Source organism: Seonamhaeicola sp. ABD4_175, assembly GCF_056160885.1.
Window position 1 is genome coordinate 1063361 of the sequence record NZ_JBSWYC010000001.1, and the last position, 22913, is coordinate 1086273.

A 22913-nucleotide genomic window follows, 5' to 3' on the forward strand; every position below is an offset into this window, starting at 1 on the left:
TAGTAACAAATTGCGTGTTAGTTGGTACAATATAAGTTATTGGTTGCGTTTATTGAAAATTGAAATATTTTTTTTCATCAAAAATGGATGCCTTAAGGAAATTCTCAGGCATCCATTTTATCAAGCTTAAAAGCTTATTTTATAAAGAAATACTAATCTTCTATTTCTCTTTGTCTTTTACCAGGGTAAGCTAATGCACCGTGTTCTGATAAATCAAGACCTTCAATTTCTTCTTTTTCAGTAACTCTAAGTCCCATTGTTTTCTTAAGCACAAAGAAGAAAATAAATGATGTTACAACTGCCCAAGCAGCGTATGCAAGTGTACCTATTAATTGTGTTACAAACTGACTTGAACCACCGCCATTGAATAAACCAATACCAGCATCGCCATCAATACCCCATAAACCAATTACAAGTGTTCCCCAAGCACCGGCTAAACCGTGTACTGAAAACGCACCAACAGCATCATCAATTTTTAATTTTTGCTCAACAAACTCCATTGAGAATACTACAATAATACCTCCAATTAAACCAGCTATTATTGCACCACCTTCGCCCATGTTACCACATCCTGCAGTAATACTTACTAAACCAGCTAAGGCTCCGTTTAATGTCATATCTAAATTTGGTTTTTTGTATTTAACCCAAGAGATAATTAACGCACCTAAAGCACCACCAGAAGCAGCTAAGTTAGTAACTAACACTACCATAGAAGCACCTACAGCATCATCTCCACCCCAAGCTAATTGAGAACCACCGTTAAAACCAAACCATCCGAACCATAGGATAAATACACCTAAAGCACCTAATAATTTGTTATGACCTGGAATTTCAACAGCTTTACCATCTTCGGTATATTTTCCTAATCTTGGACCAACTAATGCAGCACCAATTAATGCAGCCCAACCACCTACGGCGTGTACAATTGAAGAACCAGCAAAGTCAATAAAGCCCATTTGAGCTAACCAACCATCGCCATTCCATTGCCATCCACCTGCTATTGGGTAAATTAAAGCAGTCATTACAATAGAGAAAATGATATACGTGTTATATTTTGTTCTACCAGCAATAGCACCTGATACAATAGTTGCAGCAGTAGCACAAAATACAGTTTGAAAGAATAAATCTGCAGGTCCTTGGTTAAAAGCAAAACCACTCCAACCAATCAAACCATTTGTATCTCCATACATTAATGAATAACCTACACCCCAATAAACAAGTGATCCTACGGCTATATCTAGTACGTTTTTCATGGCTATATTAACCACGTTTTTAGAACGTGTCATTCCAGACTCCACTAACGTGAATCCTGCTTGCATTAAAAATACTAAGATACCAGATATAAGCATCCATAGCATTCCCATATCGCCTTCAATAGCGGCGGTGTCTTGAAAAAAAAGAGGTATGTTGTATAAAGACATAATAATTGTTTTACGGTTAGTAATTTATTTTTTTTGAAATGTTTAGGTGCTCTGCTACAGAACACCTAAACTGTATTATATATATTAGAAAGAGTAGATTGCGGCTAAAGTAAATGCAGCTAAGTTATCTGCTGCAGCACCATCACTATCAATGTATGGCATATCATTACTCCAAGAATCTAATCTGATTTCTGGTTTAATAATTAAGTTATCAACAGTATAGCTACCAGTTAAAGTTGTAGCAAATACACTTGGTAAATCATCACCTTCGCCATGTAAACCATAGTACTCACCTCTTAAACCAATTGAAAAGCTATCAGAAGTAGCAACTTGAGGATATAGTGCAGCACCGTAGAAACCTTCACCATCATTATCATTATAAGCAGCGTTGATACCTAAAAAGAATGAATCAGATAAATCAAAACCACCAGTATAATCAACTTCAAAACCTAAACCACCATTGTTTCCACTGTCATAATATAGGTTTAAGAATTGCCCTTTATACCCTAATTGAGCACCTAAAGCATACTCGCCTGTCATAGAAACATCATTAGTATCCCATGGGTTAGTAATTGCTAACATTAAGCTAAAGTCATCAGATAAAGCAAAATCTGCTTTTAAACCCATATGAGAAAAAGGTCCACTAGAGAATAAGTAAGACGTACTGTAGTTAAAGTTTGCTGCTGGCGCAATAACTTCATACCCTAAAAATGTATTCCATCTACCAAATGTTAACGTAGTGCTTTCAGATACATTCCAGTAAACATAAGCTTGATTTACAATACCATCAACAATATCGCTATTAAAAGTTGCACCAGCACCTCTTGGTCCAGTTACTAAATCTAAAACTACTCCAGCTTTTTCACCTTCGTAACTAGCAATAATATTTGCCATACCTAAAGCAAAACCAGATTTTCCTGCAAAAGCAGTTCCAAAAGAAACGCCTGCATCATCAGGAGCAGTTAAATATGTTTGATAATAAGCATCAACACTACCTGAAATTGTTAAAGGTGATTTTTTCTCTTCTTCTTGTGCAAATAAAACAGTTGCTACAAAAAGGAATGAAAGCGTAAATAATTTTTTCATAATTGTTTTCATTTAAGATTAATTTTTATTAGTTATTTTCCTTAAGAACGAGGCTAAACTATGCCAAAAACTTTTAACCCCCATAAAAAATAGGGGTAAATGAATAACTTTTGATGATATTTTAATTTTACCCCCATTTTTTTAGGGGTATTATGTTTATTTTTTAATTTTTTAATTTTTTAACAACTCATTAAATTGAATTATTGTCAGTATTTTCAAAGTTTTAATTGTGTTATTTTCAATAACTTCAAGTTTTGTTATGATTAATTCACATATCCGCATTTATCATTGCATTTTAGCAATTGAATATTTATTAAAATTATAGACTAATATTAACATATAATTATTTTTAGCTCTAGTTCACCATTAAAATCGAAATAATGAATTCACCATTATTATATATTTAAAATGTATGCCTATCTTAGCTTACTTAGTCACGCTTTAAACCAATATAATTAGTTGATTATGCTTAAGAAACAAGGATTGTATTCGCCGGAATTTGAACACGAAAACTGTGGTGCCGGCTTTATTTGTAATCTTAAAGGAGAAAAAACAAATCAAATCATTCATGATGCTTTAGAAATTTTAGTAAAACTAGAGCACCGTGGTGGTGTTAGTGCCGATGGAAAAACAGGTGATGGTGCTGGTTTATTAATTGATATCCCTCATGATTATTTTAACCGCGTATGTAATTTTAATTTACCTGCGCCCAGAGAGTATGCCGTTGGTATGGTGTTTTTACCAAAAATTAAAAACCAATACCAATTTTGCAAAAACATTTTTGAACGAGAAATAAAAGCACAAGGACTTTCTATTTTAGGGTGGAGAACTGTACCTGTAGATTCATCGCAATTAGGAGCCATTGCTAAAGCATCTGAACCAGAAATTGAACAAATTTTTATTGGTAAAACCGATGCTATAGAAGAAGCTACTTTTAAAGCCAAATTATACGCTGCCAGAAAAATAGCTGAGCATGAAATTAGATTATCTAAAATTTCACAAAGCGATTACTTTTACATTCCTAGTTTATCAACTACAACCTTAATATATAAAGGTATTATAATGCCTGAAGATATTGGGCCTTATTATACAGATTTACAGCAACAAGATCTTGTTACTAGGTTAGCGCTGGTGCACCAACGCTTCTCTACTAACACCATGCCCGCTTGGGAGTTAGCACAACCATTCCGCTTTATGTGTCAAAATGGTGAAATTAACACCCTAAGAGGTAACGTAAGTAGAATGCGCGTGCGCGAAGAAATCATGAAAAGTGATGTTTTTGGCCCACAAATAGATAAACTTTTCCCTATTGTATTGCCAGGAAAATCAGATTCTGCATCAATGGATATGGTGGTAGAACTTTTAACACACACCAATCGTTCTTTGCCAGAAATAATGATGATGATGATTCCTGAAGCATGGGAAAAACACAACACCATGAGCCCAGAGAAAAAGGCATTTTATGAATACAATTGCTGTATTATGGAACCTTGGGATGGGCCTGCATCTATACCATTTACTGATGGTGATTATATTGGTGCTCTTTTAGATAGAAATGGCCTTAGACCATCACGCTACACCCTTACCAAAAGCGGTAAACTAATTATGTCTTCAGAAGTTGGTGTTGTTGATATTGACCCAACAGATATTGAAAAACACGGACGCCTAGAACCAGGTAAAATGTTCTTAGTTGATATGAACGAAGGACGTATTATTGGTGATGACGAAATAAAAAATAAAATAGTTTCTGAAAGACCATATAAAGAATGGTTAGATAAAACAAGGCTACACTTAAGAGATGTACCTTACACCAATGAAACTTGCCCAATAGAAACTATTGATACTAAAACACGCCAACGCTTATTTAACTATACCATTGAAGACATACAAGATGTTATAACACCAATGGCGCAAAAAGGTAAAGAAGCTCTTGGCTCAATGGGTATTGATACGCCTTTGGCTGTGTTATCAGACAGACCTCAACTAATTTCAAACTACTTTAAACAATTATTTGCGCAAGTAACAAACCCACCATTAGATGGTATACGTGAAGAAATTGTAACCGATATTAGTTTAAATCTTGGTAAAGACCGCAATATTTTCAGCATTACTGAAAGACAGTGTAGAAAATTAAGAATTCAAAACCCTGTTATTTCTAATGCCGATTTAGAAAAAATTAGAACCATTAATATTGAAAGCTTTAAAGCAGAAACCATCCACATGTTATATCCTAAAGAACAAGGATTAAACGGATTGGAAAATGCTTTAGAAGATATTATAAAACAAGTTGAAAAAGCACTTGATAGAAAAACAAATATTATCATTCTATCAGACAGAGGTGTAAATAAAGATTTCGCACCAATTCCTGCTTTATTAGCGTGTTCATATGTAAACCACCAATTAAACCGTTTGCGTAAGCGTTCATATTTTGATATTATTATTGAATCTGCCGAACCTCGTGAACCACACCACTTTGCCACATTATTTGGCTATGGTGCATCTGCAATTAACCCGTACATGGTTAATGAAATTATTAGAATGCAGGTGAAAGAAGGTTTTATTACAGATTACAATGAAGATGAAGCTGTAGAAAACTTCAACAAAGCCATTGGTAAAGGTTTATTAAAAATTATGAATAAAATTGGAATCTCTACATTACACTCATACAGAGGTTCTCAAATTTTTGAAATTGTTGGTTTCAACTCTGCATTTGTTGAAAAATATTTCCCATATACAGCCTCAAGAATTGAAGGTATTGGCTTATATGAAATTGAAAAAGAAATTAGCGAACGCTATAAATACGCTTATCCAGATACACAAATTAAAAACCGCTTAGGTTTAAATATTGGAGGCGATTACCGTTGGAGACGTAATGGCGAGCGCCACATGTTTAACCCAACAACAGTTGCTAAATTACAACAAGCTGTTAGGTTAAGTGATCAAAAAAGTTACGATATTTACTCAAAAACCATCAACGAACAAGCCGAAAGGTTAATGACTATTCGTGGTTTATTTGAGTTTGATAAATTAGACCCAATTCCTATTGAAGAAGTAGAACCTTGGACAGAAATTGTTAAGCGTTTTAAAACAGGCGCTATGTCTTACGGGTCTATTTCTAGAGAAGCTCATGAAAACCTAGCCATTGCTATGAACCGTATTGGCGGTAAATCTAACTCTGGCGAAGGTGGCGAAGACAGACGTCGTTTCCAAAAAGACGTTAATGGCGATAGCCGTAACTCTGCCATTAAACAGGTTGCTTCAGGGCGTTTTGGTGTAACATCACACTATTTATCAAACGCCAAAGAAATTCAAATTAAAATGGCACAAGGTGCTAAACCTGGTGAAGGTGGCCAGCTTCCTGGTGAAAAAGTTTTACCATGGATTGCAGATGCCAGAAACTCTACACCATTTGTTGGTTTAATTTCACCACCGCCACATCACGATATTTACTCTATTGAAGATTTAGCGCAATTAATTTACGATCTTAAAAATGCCAATCGTGATGCTAGAATTAACGTTAAATTAGTATCTGAAGTTGGTGTTGGTACCATTGCTGCCGGTGTAGCTAAAGCCAAAGCTGATGTTGTACTTATTTCAGGGTTTGATGGTGGTACTGGAGCTTCTCCACTAACATCATTAAAACACGCTGGTTTACCTTGGGAGCTTGGTTTATCTGAAGCGCAACAAACATTAGTTCTTAATAACTTAAGAAGTAGAATTGTTGTTGAATGTGACGGACAATTAAAAACAGGACGTGATGTTGCTATAGCAGCTTTACTAGGCGCTGAAGAGTTTGGTTTTGCAACCGCACCATTAGTGGCCTCAGGTTGTATCATGATGCGTAAGTGTCATTTAAACACATGTCCGGTAGGTGTTGCTACACAAGACAAAGAGTTGCGTAAAAACTTTAAAGGCACGCCAGAACACGTTATTAACTTCTTCTACTATGTTGCCGAAGAATTAAGAGGTATTATGGCACAATTAGGGTTCAGAACAATTTCTGAAATGGTAGGGCAAACCCAAAAAATTAACGCTAATAAAGCTATAAAACACTATAAGGCTAAAGGTTTAGATTTATCTAGTATTTTACACAGACCTGCCGAGTATAACAATCTTACTATTAGAAATACTGAAAAGCAAGATCATGATTTAGAGGACGTTTTAGATTTCAAAATATTAAAAGATTCTCACCGAGCTTTATACCGTAAAGAGAAAACAAATTTATCATACAAAATAAGCAACATTAACAGAACAGTTGGTGCTATTGTTAGTAACGAAATTTCTAAAATTTATGGCCATTTAGGCTTACCTGAAGACACGTTAAACATCAATTTCACAGGTTCTGCAGGACAAAGTTTTGGCGCTTTTGGTGCACACGGTTTAACCTTTAAATTAGAAGGAAACACAAACGATTACCTTGGTAAAGGTTTATCTGGTGCAAAACTAATTGTTAAAAAACCAACCCAAGCCGATTTTGTTGCCGAAGAAAACATTATTGTTGGTAATGTATGCTTATTTGGTGCCGTACAAGGTGAAGCCTACATTAACGGTATTGCTGGTGAGCGTTTTGCTGTACGTAACTCTGGTGCAACTGCGGTAGTTGAAGGTGTTGGAGACCACTGTTGTGAGTATATGACTGGTGGTAAAATAGTAGTACTTGGTAAAACAGGCAGAAATTTTGCCGCAGGTATGAGTGGTGGTTATGCCTTTGTTTTAAATGAAGCTGATCAATTTACAAAAGGTTTATGTAATGAAGAAACAATTGATTTTGATCCTATTACCGAAGCTGATGAAGCAGAATTAAAACAACTAATAACAAACCACGTAGCCTACACAAATAGTAACAAAGGTAAAGACGTTTTAGCAAACTGGAATGATTACTTACCTAAGTTTGTAAAAGTAATGCCAAAAGAATATAAAGTAGCTTTAGAAAGAATAGCTAACGAAGAACCAATGGTTGAAGAATTAACAATTGCATAGTCATGGGAAAAGTAACAGGATTTAAAGAATTTGAAAGACAAGACGAAGCTTACAAATCAGTTGATGAACGTGTAAAGCATTATAAAGAATTTACTGTTCCGTTATCTGAGGAAGAAATATCAAAACAAGGATCACGTTGTATGGACTGCGGTATTCCGTTTTGCCATAGTGGTTGCCCGCTTGGTAATTTAATTCCAGATTTTAACCACATGGTTCATCAAGGCGAATGGAAAAAAGCTTCTTGGATATTACACTCAACTAACAATTTCCCAGAGTTTACAGGTAGATTATGCCCTGCACCATGTGAAAAATCATGTGTATTAGGTATTATTGAAGACCCTGTATCTATTGAAAATATTGAAAAAAACATCGTTGAACGTGCTTTTAAAGAAGGCTGGATAAAACCTCAACCACCAAAAGTACGTACTGGTAAAACTGTAGCTGTTGTAGGCTCAGGACCTGCTGGTTTAGCTACAGCGCAACAATTAAACAGAGCTGGCCATACAGTAACTGTTTTTGAACGTGACGATGAAATAGGTGGTTTGTTACGCTACGGTATTCCTAACTTTAAAATGGAAAAAGGCATCATAGATAGACGTGTAGCAATATTAGAAGCCGAAGGAATCACCTTTAAAACCAATGTAAATGTTGGGGTTAATTATGATGTGAAAGAATTAAAGGCTTTTGATGCTATTGTACTTTGTGGCGGTGCTACAGAAAGACGTAGCTTACCAACACCTGGCATTGATGCCGATGGTGTTGTACAAGCAATGCACTTTTTAACACAACAAACAAAAGTTGTTTTTGGCAAAGAAGTAAAAAATCAAGTATTAGCTACTGGTAAAGATGTAATTGTAATTGGTGGTGGTGATACTGGTTCAGATTGTATTGGTACATCAAACCGCCAAGGTGCAAAATCTGTTACTAACTTTGAAATTATGCCAAAACCTCCAGGGCACCGTTCGCCATCTACTCCTTGGCCTTATTGGCCATTACAGTTAAAAACATCTTCTTCACACGAAGAAGGCGTTGAACGCAACTGGCTAATTAACACTAAAGAATTTATTAAAGATAAAAACGGAAAATTAACAGCCTTAAAAACCGTTAATGTTGAATGGGAAATGATTCCTGGTGAAAGACCAAAATTGGTTGAAATTGAAGGTACTGAAAAAACATGGCCTTGTGATTTAGCATTATTAGCTTTAGGTTTTACAGGTCCTGAAAGTACTTTAGCCGATAAATTAGGTATTGAAAAAGATGCGCGCTCAAATTACAAAGCTGAATATGGTAAATACCAAACAAATGTACCAAACATTTTTGCTGCTGGCGATATGCGCCGTGGGCAATCTTTAATTGTTTGGGCAATTTCTGAAGGTAGAGAAGCTGCAAGACAAGTTGATATATTTTTAATGGGAAAATCAGACCTTCCAACTAAAAATGCAGAAGGTGATTTAGTAGCTCTTTAAAAACTATATATAATCCATAAAAAAAGCGAACTTTTCAGTTCGCTTTTTTTATGCTTATAAATTTATTAACTGTTTTAAAAAACCCTCTTTACTACTTAATGATACTTTCACTTTTTCGGTATTACTCATAACAGCATATGGTGGTTTTGTTTTTGTGTATTTCTTAACATGGCTTAAGTTTACTAAACATGATTGACTCACTCTGTAAAAACCACTTTCTTGTAGCATTTCTTCAAAACGCTTTAGGGTTTTTGAACTTGTTATTTTCTTTCCATTTTCAATATAAATATCAGTATAATTTACTTTAGCCTCACAATAAATAATATTAGAAACATTTAAAACAACACACTCATTGGCTGTATTTACACTTATTCTTTTTTTAGTATTATCTTCTTTTAAATTATAAAGTAAGGTATCTATTTTTGTACTAACATCTTGTGTAGATTTTTGAGATTTTAACCTATTTACAACCTCATCAAAATCATCAAAATCAATAGGTTTTAACAAATAATGTAGCGCTGCAAATTTAAACGCTTTTACGGCATATTTACTGTAGGCCGTTGTGAAAACAACCATAAAATTTAAATGCGCCACTTGCTTCAAGTACTCAAAACCTGTGGTATTATTTATTTCAACATCTAAAAAAACTAAATTGGGCTTTAAGGCTTTTGTGGCTTCTACCGCATCTGCAACATTAGTACATGTTTTTAAAACATTAAAAACATGATTGTATTTGCTTGTTAGTTTAAGTAAAGCATCAATACAATGCTGTTCATCATCTATAATTATTGTATTAATCATCATTTAAATATGCTATTTGAAATGGTAATATAACTTCTACTCTGGTACCAACTGATTTACTTATAATTTTAACCTGTGCATTTGTTTTTTGGGTTTTGTTTATTACTGCAATTCTATCGTTTGTAATTTTAATTCCTAATGATGTATGCTCAATATTCTTTTTCTTTTTAGAAGCTATACCAACACCATTATCATCTACACTGTAACACAACTGTTGGTTGTTTATTTTTTTTATTTGAATAGTAATAAATCCTTCAACATCTAGTTTAGATATACCATGCCAAATAGCATTTTCAACAAAGGGTTGCATAATCATTGATGGCACTAGCGTATTGTTTACGTCTATATTTTTATCAATATTAATTAGGTAATTAAACCCGTTAGGAAGACGTTTTTTTTCAATATCTAAATAATTTTCTAATAACTTTAAATCTTCTTCAACAGTAATGTTTTCATACATACTAACCTCTAAAGTTTGCCGCATTAATTTAGAGAATTTAGTGAGATAATTTGAAGCATCATCAACCTTATTACTAACAATATAATTATTTATAGCGTTTAAGGTGTTGAATATAAAATGCGGATTCATTTGTGCACGTAGCGCTTTTAATTCGGTTGTTGCAACTTTGGCGTTATAATCGGCTTTTTGTTTCTTCTTATAAAAAACCATTAAACCTATTATAAAACATACAACAATACTACCTCCTAATAAATAGGTGGTTTTTATAAATTTTTGTCTTTTTAACTCATTTTTAAAAAGTAACTGTTCTTGTTTATGGTTGTTTTCTAATATATTTTTTTCGTTTTGATACTTATATTTTTCTTCAAGTCTTACCAACTCTTCTTTGTTTTCTATAGAATTAAAACTGTCTTTTAATGTAACAGCCTCACTTAAATAATTATAAGCGTTTTTATAGTTTTTTAATTGCTTATTTACTTGAGTTAAACCTTCTAAAGCTGAGACTTGTAATGATAAGCTTTGCGCATTTTTTGCTAAACTATAGGCCTTTTGATAATTATTTTTAGCTTTATTTAAACTGTTTGTGTTTAAGTAATTTTCACCAATGTACTCATAAACTATTGCTAAATTATTAGTGTTGCCTAAAGTTTCATATAACGCTTTTGCTTTATTAAAATAGTTTAGGGCTTGGTTATGTTTGTTTAAACCAACGTTTACAATTCCTATGTTGGTTAATGCATTAGCCATACCTAATTTATTGCCGTTTTTTTGCATTATATCATACGATTTTTGGTAATTATTAATGGCTTTTTGTTGTTGCTTTAAATAATCATAAATATTACCAATGTTATTGTAACTATTAGCTAAACCGTATTCATACTCTAACTTTTGGTAAATTTTTGCGGCTTTTTCATGATACACTAAGGCCTTATTATAAGTTTTTAATTTAGTATATAAAATACCTAAGTTTTGGCTAGCATTTGCAAAATCTAAACTAATAGTATCATTTAAATTTCTATAAATAGTAAGTGCTTCTAAATACTTTGATAAAGATGATGGATAATCAGACAAATACATATAGTTTATACCCATACTATTAAGCATTTTTGCCATTAAAACACTATCGTTTGCTTTTTTAAATGCCTCAAAAGCTTGAACATTACAATTGTTAGCCTTTACATAATTGCTTTTATTAAAATAAATAAGGCCTTTGTTATAAATAAGGCGTGCTTGTTTATTGTAGTTGTTATTGGTTTTATATACTTCACCAGCTTTATCATACATGGCCAATGCCATAGAATCTTTACCAATTGTTGAGTAATTATGCCCTTTATATTGGTATGCTCTGGCCTCCTTATCGGTATTTTTTAAGTTTTTGGCTATAACAATAGCTTCATCCAATACTTTTAAACCTTTATTGGCATTTATGTTATAGTAGTAATAGCCAAGGTCTGTTAGCAAATTCAATCGTGTAGAATCTGCCAATTTTGTGTTTTTTAATTGGTTTTCTAAAGAATCAATTTCTTTTTGTTGAGCAACCAAAAAAGAACTTAGTAAAAAAAACAAGTAACTTATTTTTTTACACATACAAAAGGGTTAAAATATTGTTGTTAAGCCAAATATATAAACAACAGAAAGAATATACTGTTAATTCACAATAAAAAAACCTACAAATAATAACTGAAACCCGCCAAATAATAAATTTAAGTATTTCATTATACGTTATAGCCTTATTTTTAATTTGCTATTAATTAATCCTAACAAGAATGAAATCTCTACCTCACACACACACCCTTTTGGGTATGCTATTTATTATTTTTTTTAATGTAGCTATTGGTTACTCTCAACCTAAACGATTAACCGAACCTAAACGGGCATCAAACATTAAAACTGTTGATGTTTTTGTAACACAATCATTTGACTTATATAACAAGGTTTTTGTTTATGATAGTTTAACTACTGCAGGTGTAGATATACCCTCTGAATTAGAATCTGAAGTTGTTACTAAAGCAGAAAAAAACATTGATAGTTTACTACACGTATTACCAGATTTAATTGATGATCTTTCTGATGATGGTGCTTATTTAAAAAAACTAAAAGCTACGGCAAACCTAAACAAATCAAAAAAAGCACTAAAATACTGCCTAAAAACGGTAAAAGGCTATGCAACTGGCACCAATACTAAAGAAGATGAAGAATAAATTACACATAATTGCAACTATTTTTTTGTTAACATTGTTACCGAATACAATGATTGCTCAAGGCTACAAAACCCAGTTTAAAAACGATATTTGTAATTGCTTTGAAAACAAAATAAACGAAGTAAGAAATAGTAGAAGTGCCTACGAGTATTGTTTTAACAAAACACTACCAAACCATGCTAGTGCTATTGATGCTAGCATAAACGAAGAAAACCAACAACTTAAATACAAAAAAGGGCAAGAGTTAAGAAAAGAACTTAAATTTAAATTCTTTTATGAGCTTGTTAATAGTTGCGATATGTATTATCAAATTCTTGAAGAAGAAAGGCAACGCAAACTCATGTCTGCTAAAGCACGCGTGTCACGTTCACAATTAGAGCGTTTAGACCAACAAGTAGCCATGACACCTAACTCTACCGCATATTACAGACGTGCAGAAACCTATTTTTATTTAGGCGAATTACAATTAGCCGAAGCCGATGTTAGACAAAGCCTAAAGCTGCATAAAACAGGCTACAATTCTGCATACTTAAAAAAAGAACAAACGCTTTTAGGCTGGATTTTAGAAGAACAAAAACGCTACACCGAAGCTATTGATGTTTATAATAATGTTTACAACAATGGCTATGGTTACGGGTATTATTACCACCAAGACACCAAAATTCTGGTGGCTTTAGTAAAACGTAAAGCAGGAATTAAAGGCAGTACACCTGAACAACCAACACCAGATAATTCTATTAATACAAACCAACAAAAACAAATTCCTGCTGTTAACACAACAACTCAACCTAAAAAACCAACTACATCAAAACCTAAAAAGGACTTAAAAAAGTTATTCAAACTATAAAATTTAGCTATTAATTAATCCTTTAAAACAAAACACAATGACATCAAAAAACACCCTTTTGATCATGGCTTTGCTATGCATTTTTTTTCTAAAAGCCCAAAACACATTAACTGTTGATAATTCAGTTGGAGCAAACGCCCAATACAGTGATTTACAAAGTGCAATTAGTGCCGCAAGTAACGGAGACATCATATATGTACACGCCTCTGAAATAAATTATGGAGATATTGATATTGATAAACCATTAACACTTATTGGTTTTTCACACAGTGATGCTGATAAAAAATCAATGATAGATGAGGTTGATTTACTTAACAACGCATCTAATGTTACAATAACAGGTTTTAATATAACAAATGATATAAACGCCTTAAACCCATCTACAGCAATAACAAATTTGATTATTGAAAACAATTATATTGAAGGCACTTTTTGGTCTAACACCAACAATGCTGGCGTAAATAATATGCTTATTAGAGGAAATATTCTTTTTAGAATTGCAAGTAACTCTTCTACATATACTAATTATACCAATACAACAATTAGCAATAATGTTATTACTGATAATATTTACGTTTATTATCCTGAATCTGTAACTATAAAAAACAACATATTTATAGATGCTTCAGCCCCAATTAATGTAAATAACGCTACAGGAAATTTAGATGTTCAAAATTGTATATTTATAGAATCATCTAGTACAACATTAAACATAAACTCTACAGGTGTTAATTTTGAAAATTGCTTAACCTACAATTTAGGTAGTGGTAACTACAGTAACTTATCTGGCAGTAATAATTTAAACAATCAAAACCCAAACTTTGTGAGCGCTACAGGCAGCGCATTTAATGCATTAACAGATGATTATAATTTACAAGCTGGTTCTCCGGCAATTGGTACAGGTGCTGGCGGCGTAGATATGGGACTATTTGATGGTTCAAATGCATTTAATAATTATGGATATACCAATGGCATTCCAACAGTAAAAATTACTGATATTACAGATAGAATTGCCCCCGGAGCCAACCTTAGTGTTACCATAAACACAAATACCAACTAATATGAAAAAATGCATTTTAATATGCTTTTTGGTACTTTTTAGCTTAAATGCTATTTGCCAAAATATAATTAGCGCAGAGTATTTTTTTAATACTGATCCTGGTGTTGGTAATGGAACCGCACTTACTGTTAATGGAAATACCGGTGTTTTAACACAAACGTACACAATTGCAACAAATACGCTAAGCGAAGGATTTCATAATTTATATATAAGAACCCAGCATAATAATGGAAAATGGAGTTTGTATGACAGACACCATTTTTACCTAAAAAGTTTTTTAATAGCGAATATTGCAGTTGCTGAATACTTTTTTGATACCGACCCTGGAATAGGTAACGGTAATCCGCTTACTATTGATAGCAATTCAGGTAGTTTAAGCCAGGTTTTTACAATTCCAACAAATGGGTTAACTGAAGGTTTTCATAGTTTTTATTTAAGAACTCAAGATAGCAATGGTAATTGGAGTTTATATGACAGACAAACTATTTACATAAAAACCTTTGATTTTTCATCGCATCAAGTAACCAATGCCGAGTATTTTATAGATACTGATCCTGGAGTGGGCAATGGAACACAAGTAGCCTTTGGCGATGCATCACAAAACACGCAAACACTAAATATTAACACCACAGGTTTAGCTGAAGGAGAACATGTTTTTTATGTTAGAGTTCAAGATACTAACGGCGATTGGTCTATTTATGACACTGCACTTTTTAACATTGATAACTCATTAAGCACAGAAACTAGCTTACATAAAAATATTAGTTTATATCCTTCGCCATTCAAAAATCATGTTAATATTAACGTTCCTTCAAACACAAATATTAAAGCTATTAAAATTTATAATACCCTTGGCAAAACTGTGTTCTCAACAATTAAAAACACAAAAACACTAGAGCTACATCAATTAAAAAGCGGTATGTACATTTTAAATTTACAAACTAACGTGGGCAACGCTTCATTCAAAATAATAAAAAAATAAAGTTTTAGCATTTACTTATTTACCGTACTTAAAACCCACTCAACAATGAAAAAAACAAAAGTTTTAATTCTTACAATACTGTCGTTATTTTATTTACAATGTTCAAGTAGTGATGATACTGATAGCCAAAATTCTAACGTTTCAGGAACCATTCAGCTTTCAGGTGATGATACATCTTTTGTGGGCACATCTTTAACCGTTGGAAACATTAATTTAGATGGTTTAAGCTCTACAGGTACCACAAAATCTGTGACACTTTTAGATAAAAACACTACTATTGATGGTGATGAAATTAACTCAAGCAATGGTGCCACTAGCGGTTTTGTAATTGTTGCCGCTCAATTTGATACTGAAGATACTGCTGCTGTTAATAAAGTTATATCTATGGTAATAGTAAAAAACAGTACAGAATATAGGTATGTTTGCTCAACACCAACAACATCCTCAGCTAACAATACCGATTGTGGTAGCGGTTTTAGTGTTAGTAAAAGTGAAAAAGAAGTTGTTTTTAATAATACAACCGTTATAAATACCGTTTCGGGTAAAATTTTAACAATGAATGGCACTATATCGTGGTAAAAAACATAAGTAATTTACTATTTTTTACTGGTTGTTAGTTAAAATAGTTAATGGTAAGCGGGCTTTTATTAAGTCCGCTTTTTTAGTTTCAACATGTAATGCATGCTAAAATTATTAAATAGTTAATTTCTTTAATGGCGTATAAATAAACTGTTTCATCTTTATAAATTGCACCATTAAACCAAACTTAAAATGGTGTTTTTGCTTCAAAAAAAAGATTATACAATTTTATATAGTCTTTTATTAATAATTTATATAACAGGTTTGTTTATTCCGTTAATGGAAAACGATTCTGCGCAACATGCCACCATGGCAATGCGCATGTATCTTGAAAACGATTTTTTTAATATTTACAGAGGCGAAAACCCTTATTTAGATAAACCACATTTGCACTTTTGGTTAGCCGCTCTATCATTCAAAATATTTGGAGTTTATCATTGGGCATATAGAATTCCTGCTTTACTGTTTACATTTGGTGGTGTTTTTGCTTGTTTTAAACTAGCCAATACGCTTTACCAAAAAGGAAACGGACACCCTGCTGCTTTAATTTTTTTATCAACACAAGCTATTTTTTTAGCTAACCATGACGTGAGAACTGATGCTGTTTTAACTGGTTCAGTAATTTTAAGTTTGTGGCAAATTGTATGCTATGTAAACTCTGAAAAACTTAAACATTTAATTTTTGGAGCTTTTTTTGCGAGTTTAGCATTTTCAACAAAAGGACTTTTGGGTGTTTTTATTTTAGGAGTTTGTACATTAAGTTATGTTTTATATAAACGGAAACTAATATTGGTTTTTAATTGGAAATCTATAATAGGTCTATTGGTTTTTGCGTTAAGTATTAGTCCTGTTTTATACGCTTATTATTATCAATTTGATTTACATCCTGAAAAAGTATTTAACGGACAAAAAAATGTTTCTGGTATTAAATTTATTTTGTGGGATCAAAGTTTTAATCGTTTAACATCGCGTGGTTTCAAACCAACAAGCCCCGATTATTTATTCTTTTTTCACACCATTCTTTGGGCTTTTTTACCTTGGAGTTTAATTTTTTATGCAGCACTTTTTACAAGAATAAAACAACATGTAACCTCCAAATTTAAAGATATTAAAAACCAAGAAACCTTAACATCAATAGGTGTATTAGCAGCCTTAGTTGTTATGAGTTTTTCAAAATTTAAATTACCTCATTATTTAAATAGCTTATTTCCTATTGCAGCCGTTTTAGTAGCTGGATATATATTATTTTTAAAAGAAAATGGCAAAACAAAAACTTTAAAAATACTTTTAACAACGCAGTATATAACGCTTAGTTTAGGTAGTGTTTTGGTTCTTTTTTTATGTTACTGGGCTTTTAAAATTTCATTTGTAATTTTTGTTTTGTGCCTTTTAGTTTTACTTTTTATTATGTTTTATCATTTTAAAAAGCCAAGTGCTACACATATAAAACTAATAACTACATCTGTGTTATTTATGGTGTTTATAAACTTTTGTTTAAATATGATGTTCTACCCAAATTTATTAAAGTATCAAGCGGGTAATAATGCTTCAAAAATTATAGCATCAGAAAATATTAATACTAATGATGTTTATATATTAGAAGGAAAACAAAGCTGGTCTTTAGAGTTTTACACACAAAAAAACCTTTCTCGGGTTTCGGTTAACAAATTAAGCACACTAAAAAAAGGGGCTTGGTTATTTGCTTACAAACAACAATTAGACACGCTTAAAACTCACGTAAATTTGAGTAAAAAACATGAGTTTAATCATTACCGCGTTACTAAATTGACATTTAATTTTCTAAATCCTGAAACACGTAATACTGTGCTTCAAAAAGCATATTTATTACAAATAAAATAATACTAGTTTTGGGCTTTACGCATAAATGCTTCGGCTTTGTCAACCATATTTTTACTACCACAAATAAACGGTACACGTTGGTGTAGTTCAGTTGGTTCAACATCCATAATTCTAGTAAAACCATCGCTTGCTTTTCCATTAGCTTGTTCTGCTAAAAATGCCATAGGATTACATTCATAAAGCAACCTTAATTTTCCATTTGGATTTTTTGAACTTTGCGGATACAAATAAATACCGCCTTTTATCATGTTTCTATGAAAATCAGACACCAAAGAGCCTATATATCTTGAGGTGTAAGGTCTATCATCAACCTCTTCCTGACAGTATTTTATGTAGTTTTTTATACCCTGCGGAAAGTGCACATAGTTACCCTCGTTAACCGAATAAATATTACCATCTTCAGGAAACTCCATACAAGGATGCGATAGGTAAAAAGAACCTATTGCAGGGTTTAATGTAAAACCATTTACACCATCGCCGGTGGTGTACACTAACATGGTTGATGTGCCGTAAACCACATAACCAGCGGCAACTTGCTCACTTCCTTTTTGTAAAAAATCTTCTAGTTGCACGGGTGTTCCAATAGGTGTTATACGTCTGTAAATTGAAAAAATAGTACCTACAGATACGTTTACATCAATGTTTGATGAACCATCTAACGGATCAATTAATACTACATATTTATTTCCGTGGTTTTCATCTTGGCTATTAATTGTTATAAAATCGTCTTCTTCTTCACTTGCAATACCACAAACAATATTACGCTTTGTAAGCGTTTGTATAAACTTAGTATTGGCATAAACATCAAGTTTTTGTTGGTCTTCACCTTGTATATTGGTATCGCCAACAGCGCCCAAAATATCAACTAAACCAGCTTTATTAACTTCATGATTAACAACTTTTGCGGCAAGCCTAATAGAGTTTAGTAAACTAGACAATTCACCAGAAGAATATTTAAAAGATGCTTGATTCTTAATAATAAATTCACCTAGCGTTTGTTTTTGGTGGGTCATAAATATTTAGTATTAAATTCTTTACAAATATCAATTAAATTTCTATTAACTACAACGTTTTCGTATTAGAATAATGAAAACTTTATTTTTCTTTAACTTATATTTGAAAATATAAAATTTACTATGCAATTTAATATTAGAAAAGCAACGCAACATGATATGCCTGCAGTTTTATCTTTAATAAATGAACTGGCCGAATTTGAAAAAGAACCCCATGCTGTTGAAGTTACTGTTGAAGATTTAATTAATGATGGCTTTGGCCAACAACCAGCCTTTACATGCTTTGTTGCAGAAGTTAATAAAAGCGTTGAGGGTATTGCACTTGTATACAACCGATACTCTACTTGGAAAGGAAAAATAATTCATTTAGAAGATTTAATTGTAAGCAATAAATACCGTGGTGCTGGAATTGGCACTAAACTGCTTGATGAAGTTGTTAAATACGGGCATAGTTTAGGCGTAAAACGTATTAATTGGGAAGTGCTAGACTGGAATGAACCCGCCATAAAATTTTACCAAAGCAAAGGCGCTAACGTTATGCGCGATTGGGATGTGGTACAAATGAACCAAGAAAGCATAAAAAACTACATAGCAAAACTTTAAAATGCAAATATTTAAGTTTGGTGGTGCATCAGTAAAAGACGCAAAAAGTGTTAAAAACTTAGCAAATGTTTTAAAAACCGTTGGCTACCAAAACACTTTAGTTGTTATATCTGCAATGGGTAAAGTTACCAATGCTTTAGAGGTTGTTATTACCAATTATTTTAATAATAAAAGTGAGCTACAAAGCACTGTACAGGATATTATTAAATTTCATAATGATATTTTATTCGATTTATTTGATAACGAAAATCACCCAGTTTTTACACAAGTAAAACTACTATTTAATGAGCTCAATGCATTTTTAAAAACAAACAAATCACCAAACTATAGTTTTGTTTATGATCAGGTTGTGTGCTACGGCGAACTTGTTTCAACCACCATTGTAAGCCATTATTTAAACACTATTGGTATAAAAAACAATTGGATTGACGCCCGAAATTTTATAAAAACCGATGATTACTACCGTAGTGCCAATGTTAACTGGCAAGCCACACAAAAAGCCATTTCTGGCAATTTAAATACAAATATTTTAAACGTAACCCAAGGTTTTTTAGGTAGCGATGCCAATAATTTTACAACTACACTTGGGCGCGAAGGCAGTGATTATACAGCAGCCATTTTTGCATACTGCTTAAATGCACAAAGCGTAACTATTTGGAAAGATGTTCCGGGAGTTTTAAATGCAGATCCGCGTTATTTTGAAAACACCCAATTATTACATAAAATATCATATACTGAAGCTATTGAACTTGCTTTTTATGGCGCCTCTGTTATTCACCCAAAAACATTACAACCTTTACAGAAAAAAGAAATTACCTTACATGTAAAATCATTTTTAAACCCAACACATTTGGGTACAACAGTAAGTAAAGAAACAACTATTGAACCCTTAATTCCTTGTTTTATTGTGAAAAAAAACCTGGTGTTAATTTCATTATCTACCTTAGATTTTTCGTATGTAGTTGAAGAAAATATTAGCGAAATTTTTGCTCTACTACATCAACATAAAATGAAAGTTGATGTAATACAAAACTCTGCCATAAGCTTTTCTGTTTGCATAAATAACATGTATAATAATTTAGATAACTTACTGCAACAACTAAAAGCTAAATTTAGTGTAACTTGCCATTACAACGTATCATTGTACACAATTAGGCATTACAACCAAAAAGCCATTAAACAATTAGAAACAGATAAAACCGTTTTACTTAAACAGTTAACACAAGAAACTATTCAAATAGTTACCAAATAACTAATATTTTTAAAATATCAGATTGAAAATTTAGTACTTTTACACTTATGACTAAACAAGAAGATCAAGGATTAGTATCTGCCAAAGAAGTTGCAAAAGCCATACAATTAAGCAAATACGGGTTTATTGGTACTTTTATAGGTTGGCTTTTAATGAAGGTGTTAAAAATTTCAACACTTAACCGCATTTATAAACGCAACAAACATTTAAACGACCTTGATTTTTTAAATGGCATTTTATCAGATTTTAGTATAAAATTTGAAATCCCAGAAGAAGACCTTAAACGCCTTCCTAAAGATGGCGCTTACATAACCGTATCAAATCATCCGCTTGGTGGTATAGATGGTATTTTACTATTAAAACTTATGCTAGAACAGCGTAAAGATTTTAAAATTATAGCCAACTTTTTATTACACAGAATTGCACCTTTAAAACCATACATAATGCCCGTAAACCCTTTTGAAGACAGAAAAGATGCGGCTTCAAGTATTGCTGGTTTTAAAAATGCTATTTTACACCTACGCGAAGGGCATCCATTGGGTATTTTTCCAGCAGGTGAAGTATCAACCTACAGAGATGGCAAATTAGTAGTTGATAAACCATGGGAAGAAGCTGCTATGAAACTAGTAAAAAAAGCCGAAGTGCCTATTGTGCCTATTTATTTTCACGCTAAAAACAGCAAGTTATTTTACAAACTTTCAAAAATTAGTGATACGTTTCGCACTGCTAAATTACCTTCAGAATTACTAACTCAAAAACGCAGAACCATTAAGGTACGCATTGGTAAACCTATTTTAGTAAAAGACCAAAAAGAGCATAAAACACTAGAAGATTTTTCAGAATTTATTAGAAAAAAAACCTATATGCTTTCTAATGCTTTTGAAGATAAACCTAAAATATTAGATAAAATACCAACAACGCTTAAAACCGTTAAACCACCCAAACGCATTGTAACCCCTATTGATACTAGCGTTATGGATGCCGAAGTTGAAACCTTACGTAAAGCCAATGCCCGCTTACTAGAAAGTAAAAATTACGAAGTGTTTTTGGCTGCAGCCGATAAAATACCCAACATTTTAAGAGAAATTGGGCGCTTACGCGAAATAACTTTTAGAGAAGTTGGAGAAGGCACCAACGAAGCCATAGATTTAGATACGTTTGACACCTACTACCACCATATGTTTTTATGGGACAATGAAAGTAAACTAATTGCAGGCGCTTACCGCATGGGCTTAGGATCAAAAATATTTGCAAAATATGGAATTGATGGTTTTTACCTGCAAGATTTATTTAGGTTTGAACCCGAACTTTATAAAATGATGAGCGAGTCTATTGAAATGGGGCGCGCCTTTATAATTAAAGCCTATCAACAAAAACCAATGCCTTTATTTTTACTCTGGAAAGGTATTGTACACACCACATTACGTTATCCAGAACACAATTATTTAATTGGCGGTGTTAGTATTAGTAATCAATTTTCAAACTTCTCAAAATCGTTGATGATTGAGTTTATGAAATCACATTACTACGACCCATATTTGGCACAATACGTGCGCCCTAAAAAAGAATTTAAAGTAAAATTAAAAGACGCCGATAAAGATTTTGTTTTTGATGAAACCGAAGCAGACCTTAATAAATTTGACAAAATTATTGATGAAATTGAACCAGGTGCTTTAAGACTTCCGGTTTTACTTAAAAAATATATTAAACAAAATGCTCGTTTGGTTGCTTTTAACGTAGACCCTTTATTTAATAATGCTGTTGATGGCTTAATGTACATTAAAATAGCCGACTTACCCGAAAGCACCGTGCGCCCTGTTATGGAAGAATTTCAAGCAGAATTAGAACGTAAATTTATTGAAAAATAAACCACTTCTTTTTGGTGTAAAATCTTTCAATTTAAAATCACTACAACAGTTTATATGTTAAAAAATACCGTTAATCTTTTCTTAAAATTAACATAATAATAATTTACAATAGCTTTTGGTACGAAAATTGCAATATTTTGCAGAAAAAATAATTGCAAAATAAATGCGTTATTTAAACAAAACGCTTTCTTTTTGTTATGAAAAGATTAAAAAAACACCCTATCGAACTATGAAACTATTTAAAATATTAACCCCCGAAATTATTATATATATTGCTATTGCTTTTGGTATTATTTTATACACATTTATGAGCGATATGAAAGCCGAAAGCTTAACCGATTTTGTTATTGCTATGTTTATTTTTATTGTGATTTGTACATTTACTATCACAAAAATAAATGACAAAATACAGGCACTTAAAAAAAATAATTAGT

General features: G+C 32.4%; 17 protein-coding genes. 12 read left to right on the forward strand and 5 right to left on the reverse strand.

Translation table 11 applies throughout. The annotated features are described in order from the left end of the window. Window positions 1-152 precede the first annotated feature (152 nt). Together ACXAG4_RS04290 and ACXAG4_RS04295 are read right to left on the reverse strand one after the other, a co-directional pair. On the reverse strand, window positions 153-1421 hold the full coding sequence (locus ACXAG4_RS04290) for an ammonium transporter (protein ID WP_475294834.1): 1269 nt from the start codon (window positions 1419-1421) through the stop codon (window positions 153-155). Window positions 1422-1505: 84 nt separating this feature from the next. Further along, complete coding sequence (locus ACXAG4_RS04295) at window positions 1506-2507, reverse strand: outer membrane beta-barrel protein (RefSeq protein ID WP_475294835.1); 1002 nt, start codon at window positions 2505-2507, stop codon at window positions 1506-1508. A gap of 465 nt (window positions 2508-2972) precedes the next feature. On the opposite strand from ACXAG4_RS04295, the gene gltB reads away from it, so the two are divergent. Then, complete coding sequence (gltB, locus tag ACXAG4_RS04300) at window positions 2973-7487, forward strand: glutamate synthase large subunit (RefSeq protein ID WP_475294836.1); 4515 nt, start codon at window positions 2973-2975, stop codon at window positions 7485-7487. 2 nt (window positions 7488-7489) lie between these two features. Further along, complete coding sequence (locus ACXAG4_RS04305) at window positions 7490-8953, forward strand: glutamate synthase subunit beta (RefSeq protein ID WP_475294837.1); 1464 nt, start codon at window positions 7490-7492, stop codon at window positions 8951-8953. 54 nt (window positions 8954-9007) lie between these two features. Here ACXAG4_RS04305 and ACXAG4_RS04310 read toward each other — a convergent pair whose 3' ends face one another. Together ACXAG4_RS04310 and ACXAG4_RS04315 are read right to left on the reverse strand one after the other, a co-directional pair. Next, the gene (locus ACXAG4_RS04310; RefSeq protein WP_475294838.1) at window positions 9008-9757 is read right to left on the reverse strand and encodes a LytR/AlgR family response regulator transcription factor; all 750 of its coding nucleotides are present in this window, start codon (window positions 9755-9757) and stop codon (window positions 9008-9010) included. Further along, complete coding sequence (locus ACXAG4_RS04315) at window positions 9747-11801, reverse strand: tetratricopeptide repeat-containing sensor histidine kinase (protein ID WP_475294839.1); 2055 nt, start codon at window positions 11799-11801, stop codon at window positions 9747-9749. The genes ACXAG4_RS04310 and ACXAG4_RS04315 overlap by 11 nt, the downstream gene beginning before the upstream one ends. Before the next feature lie 179 nt (window positions 11802-11980). On the opposite strand from ACXAG4_RS04315, the gene ACXAG4_RS04320 reads away from it, so the two are divergent. The 6 genes from ACXAG4_RS04320 to ACXAG4_RS04345 all read left to right on the forward strand — a co-directional run bounded on the left by ACXAG4_RS04320 (window position 11981) and on the right by ACXAG4_RS04345 (window position 17743). Next, a complete protein-coding gene (locus tag ACXAG4_RS04320; RefSeq protein ID WP_475294840.1) occupies window positions 11981-12415 on the forward strand; it encodes a hypothetical protein in 435 nt (144 codons plus the stop codon). Next, the gene (locus tag ACXAG4_RS04325) at window positions 12405-13262 is read left to right on the forward strand and encodes a hypothetical protein (protein ID WP_475294841.1); all 858 of its coding nucleotides are present in this window, start codon (window positions 12405-12407) and stop codon (window positions 13260-13262) included. Before ACXAG4_RS04320 ends, ACXAG4_RS04325 begins: the two co-directional genes overlap by 11 nt. A 64-nt stretch (window positions 13263-13326) precedes the next feature. Further along, a complete protein-coding gene (locus tag ACXAG4_RS04330) occupies window positions 13327-14322 on the forward strand; it encodes a right-handed parallel beta-helix repeat-containing protein (protein ID WP_475294842.1) in 996 nt (331 codons plus the stop codon). A gap of 1 nt (window position 14323) precedes the next feature. Beyond that, window positions 14324-15304: a T9SS type A sorting domain-containing protein gene (locus ACXAG4_RS04335; RefSeq protein WP_475294843.1), complete on the forward strand. Its 981-nt coding sequence runs from the start codon at window positions 14324-14326 to the stop codon at window positions 15302-15304. 45 nt (window positions 15305-15349) lie between these two features. Further along, window positions 15350-15883 carry a hypothetical protein gene (locus tag ACXAG4_RS04340; protein WP_475294844.1) on the forward strand — a complete coding sequence of 178 codons (534 nt, stop codon included), beginning with the start codon at window positions 15350-15352 and terminating at the stop codon, window positions 15881-15883. Window positions 15884-16084: 201 nt separating this feature from the next. After that, on the forward strand, window positions 16085-17743 hold the full coding sequence (locus ACXAG4_RS04345; protein WP_475294845.1) for an ArnT family glycosyltransferase: 1659 nt from the start codon (window positions 16085-16087) through the stop codon (window positions 17741-17743). Window positions 17744-17745: 2 nt separating this feature from the next. Here ACXAG4_RS04345 and fbp read toward each other — a convergent pair whose 3' ends face one another. Continuing rightward, entirely contained in the window at window positions 17746-18756 is a 1011-nt protein-coding gene (gene fbp / locus ACXAG4_RS04350) for a class 1 fructose-bisphosphatase (protein WP_475294846.1), read from the reverse strand. 123 nt (window positions 18757-18879) lie between these two features. Here fbp and ACXAG4_RS04355 point away from each other — a divergent pair, with 123 nt between their 5' ends. From ACXAG4_RS04355 to ACXAG4_RS04370, 4 genes are all read left to right on the forward strand, one after another. Beyond that, the gene (locus ACXAG4_RS04355; RefSeq protein WP_475294847.1) at window positions 18880-19359 is read left to right on the forward strand and encodes an N-acetyltransferase family protein; all 480 of its coding nucleotides are present in this window, start codon (window positions 18880-18882) and stop codon (window positions 19357-19359) included. 1 nt (window position 19360) lies between these two features. Then, window positions 19361-20611 carry an aspartate kinase gene (locus ACXAG4_RS04360; protein WP_475294848.1) on the forward strand — a complete coding sequence of 417 codons (1251 nt, stop codon included), beginning with the start codon at window positions 19361-19363 and terminating at the stop codon, window positions 20609-20611. Window positions 20612-20658: 47 nt separating this feature from the next. Next, the gene (locus ACXAG4_RS04365) at window positions 20659-22479 is read left to right on the forward strand and encodes a GNAT family N-acyltransferase (RefSeq protein WP_475294849.1); all 1821 of its coding nucleotides are present in this window, start codon (window positions 20659-20661) and stop codon (window positions 22477-22479) included. A gap of 229 nt (window positions 22480-22708) precedes the next feature. Further along, a complete protein-coding gene (locus tag ACXAG4_RS04370; protein ID WP_475294850.1) occupies window positions 22709-22912 on the forward strand; it encodes a hypothetical protein in 204 nt (67 codons plus the stop codon). The last annotated feature ends 1 nt before the right edge of the window (window position 22913 follow it).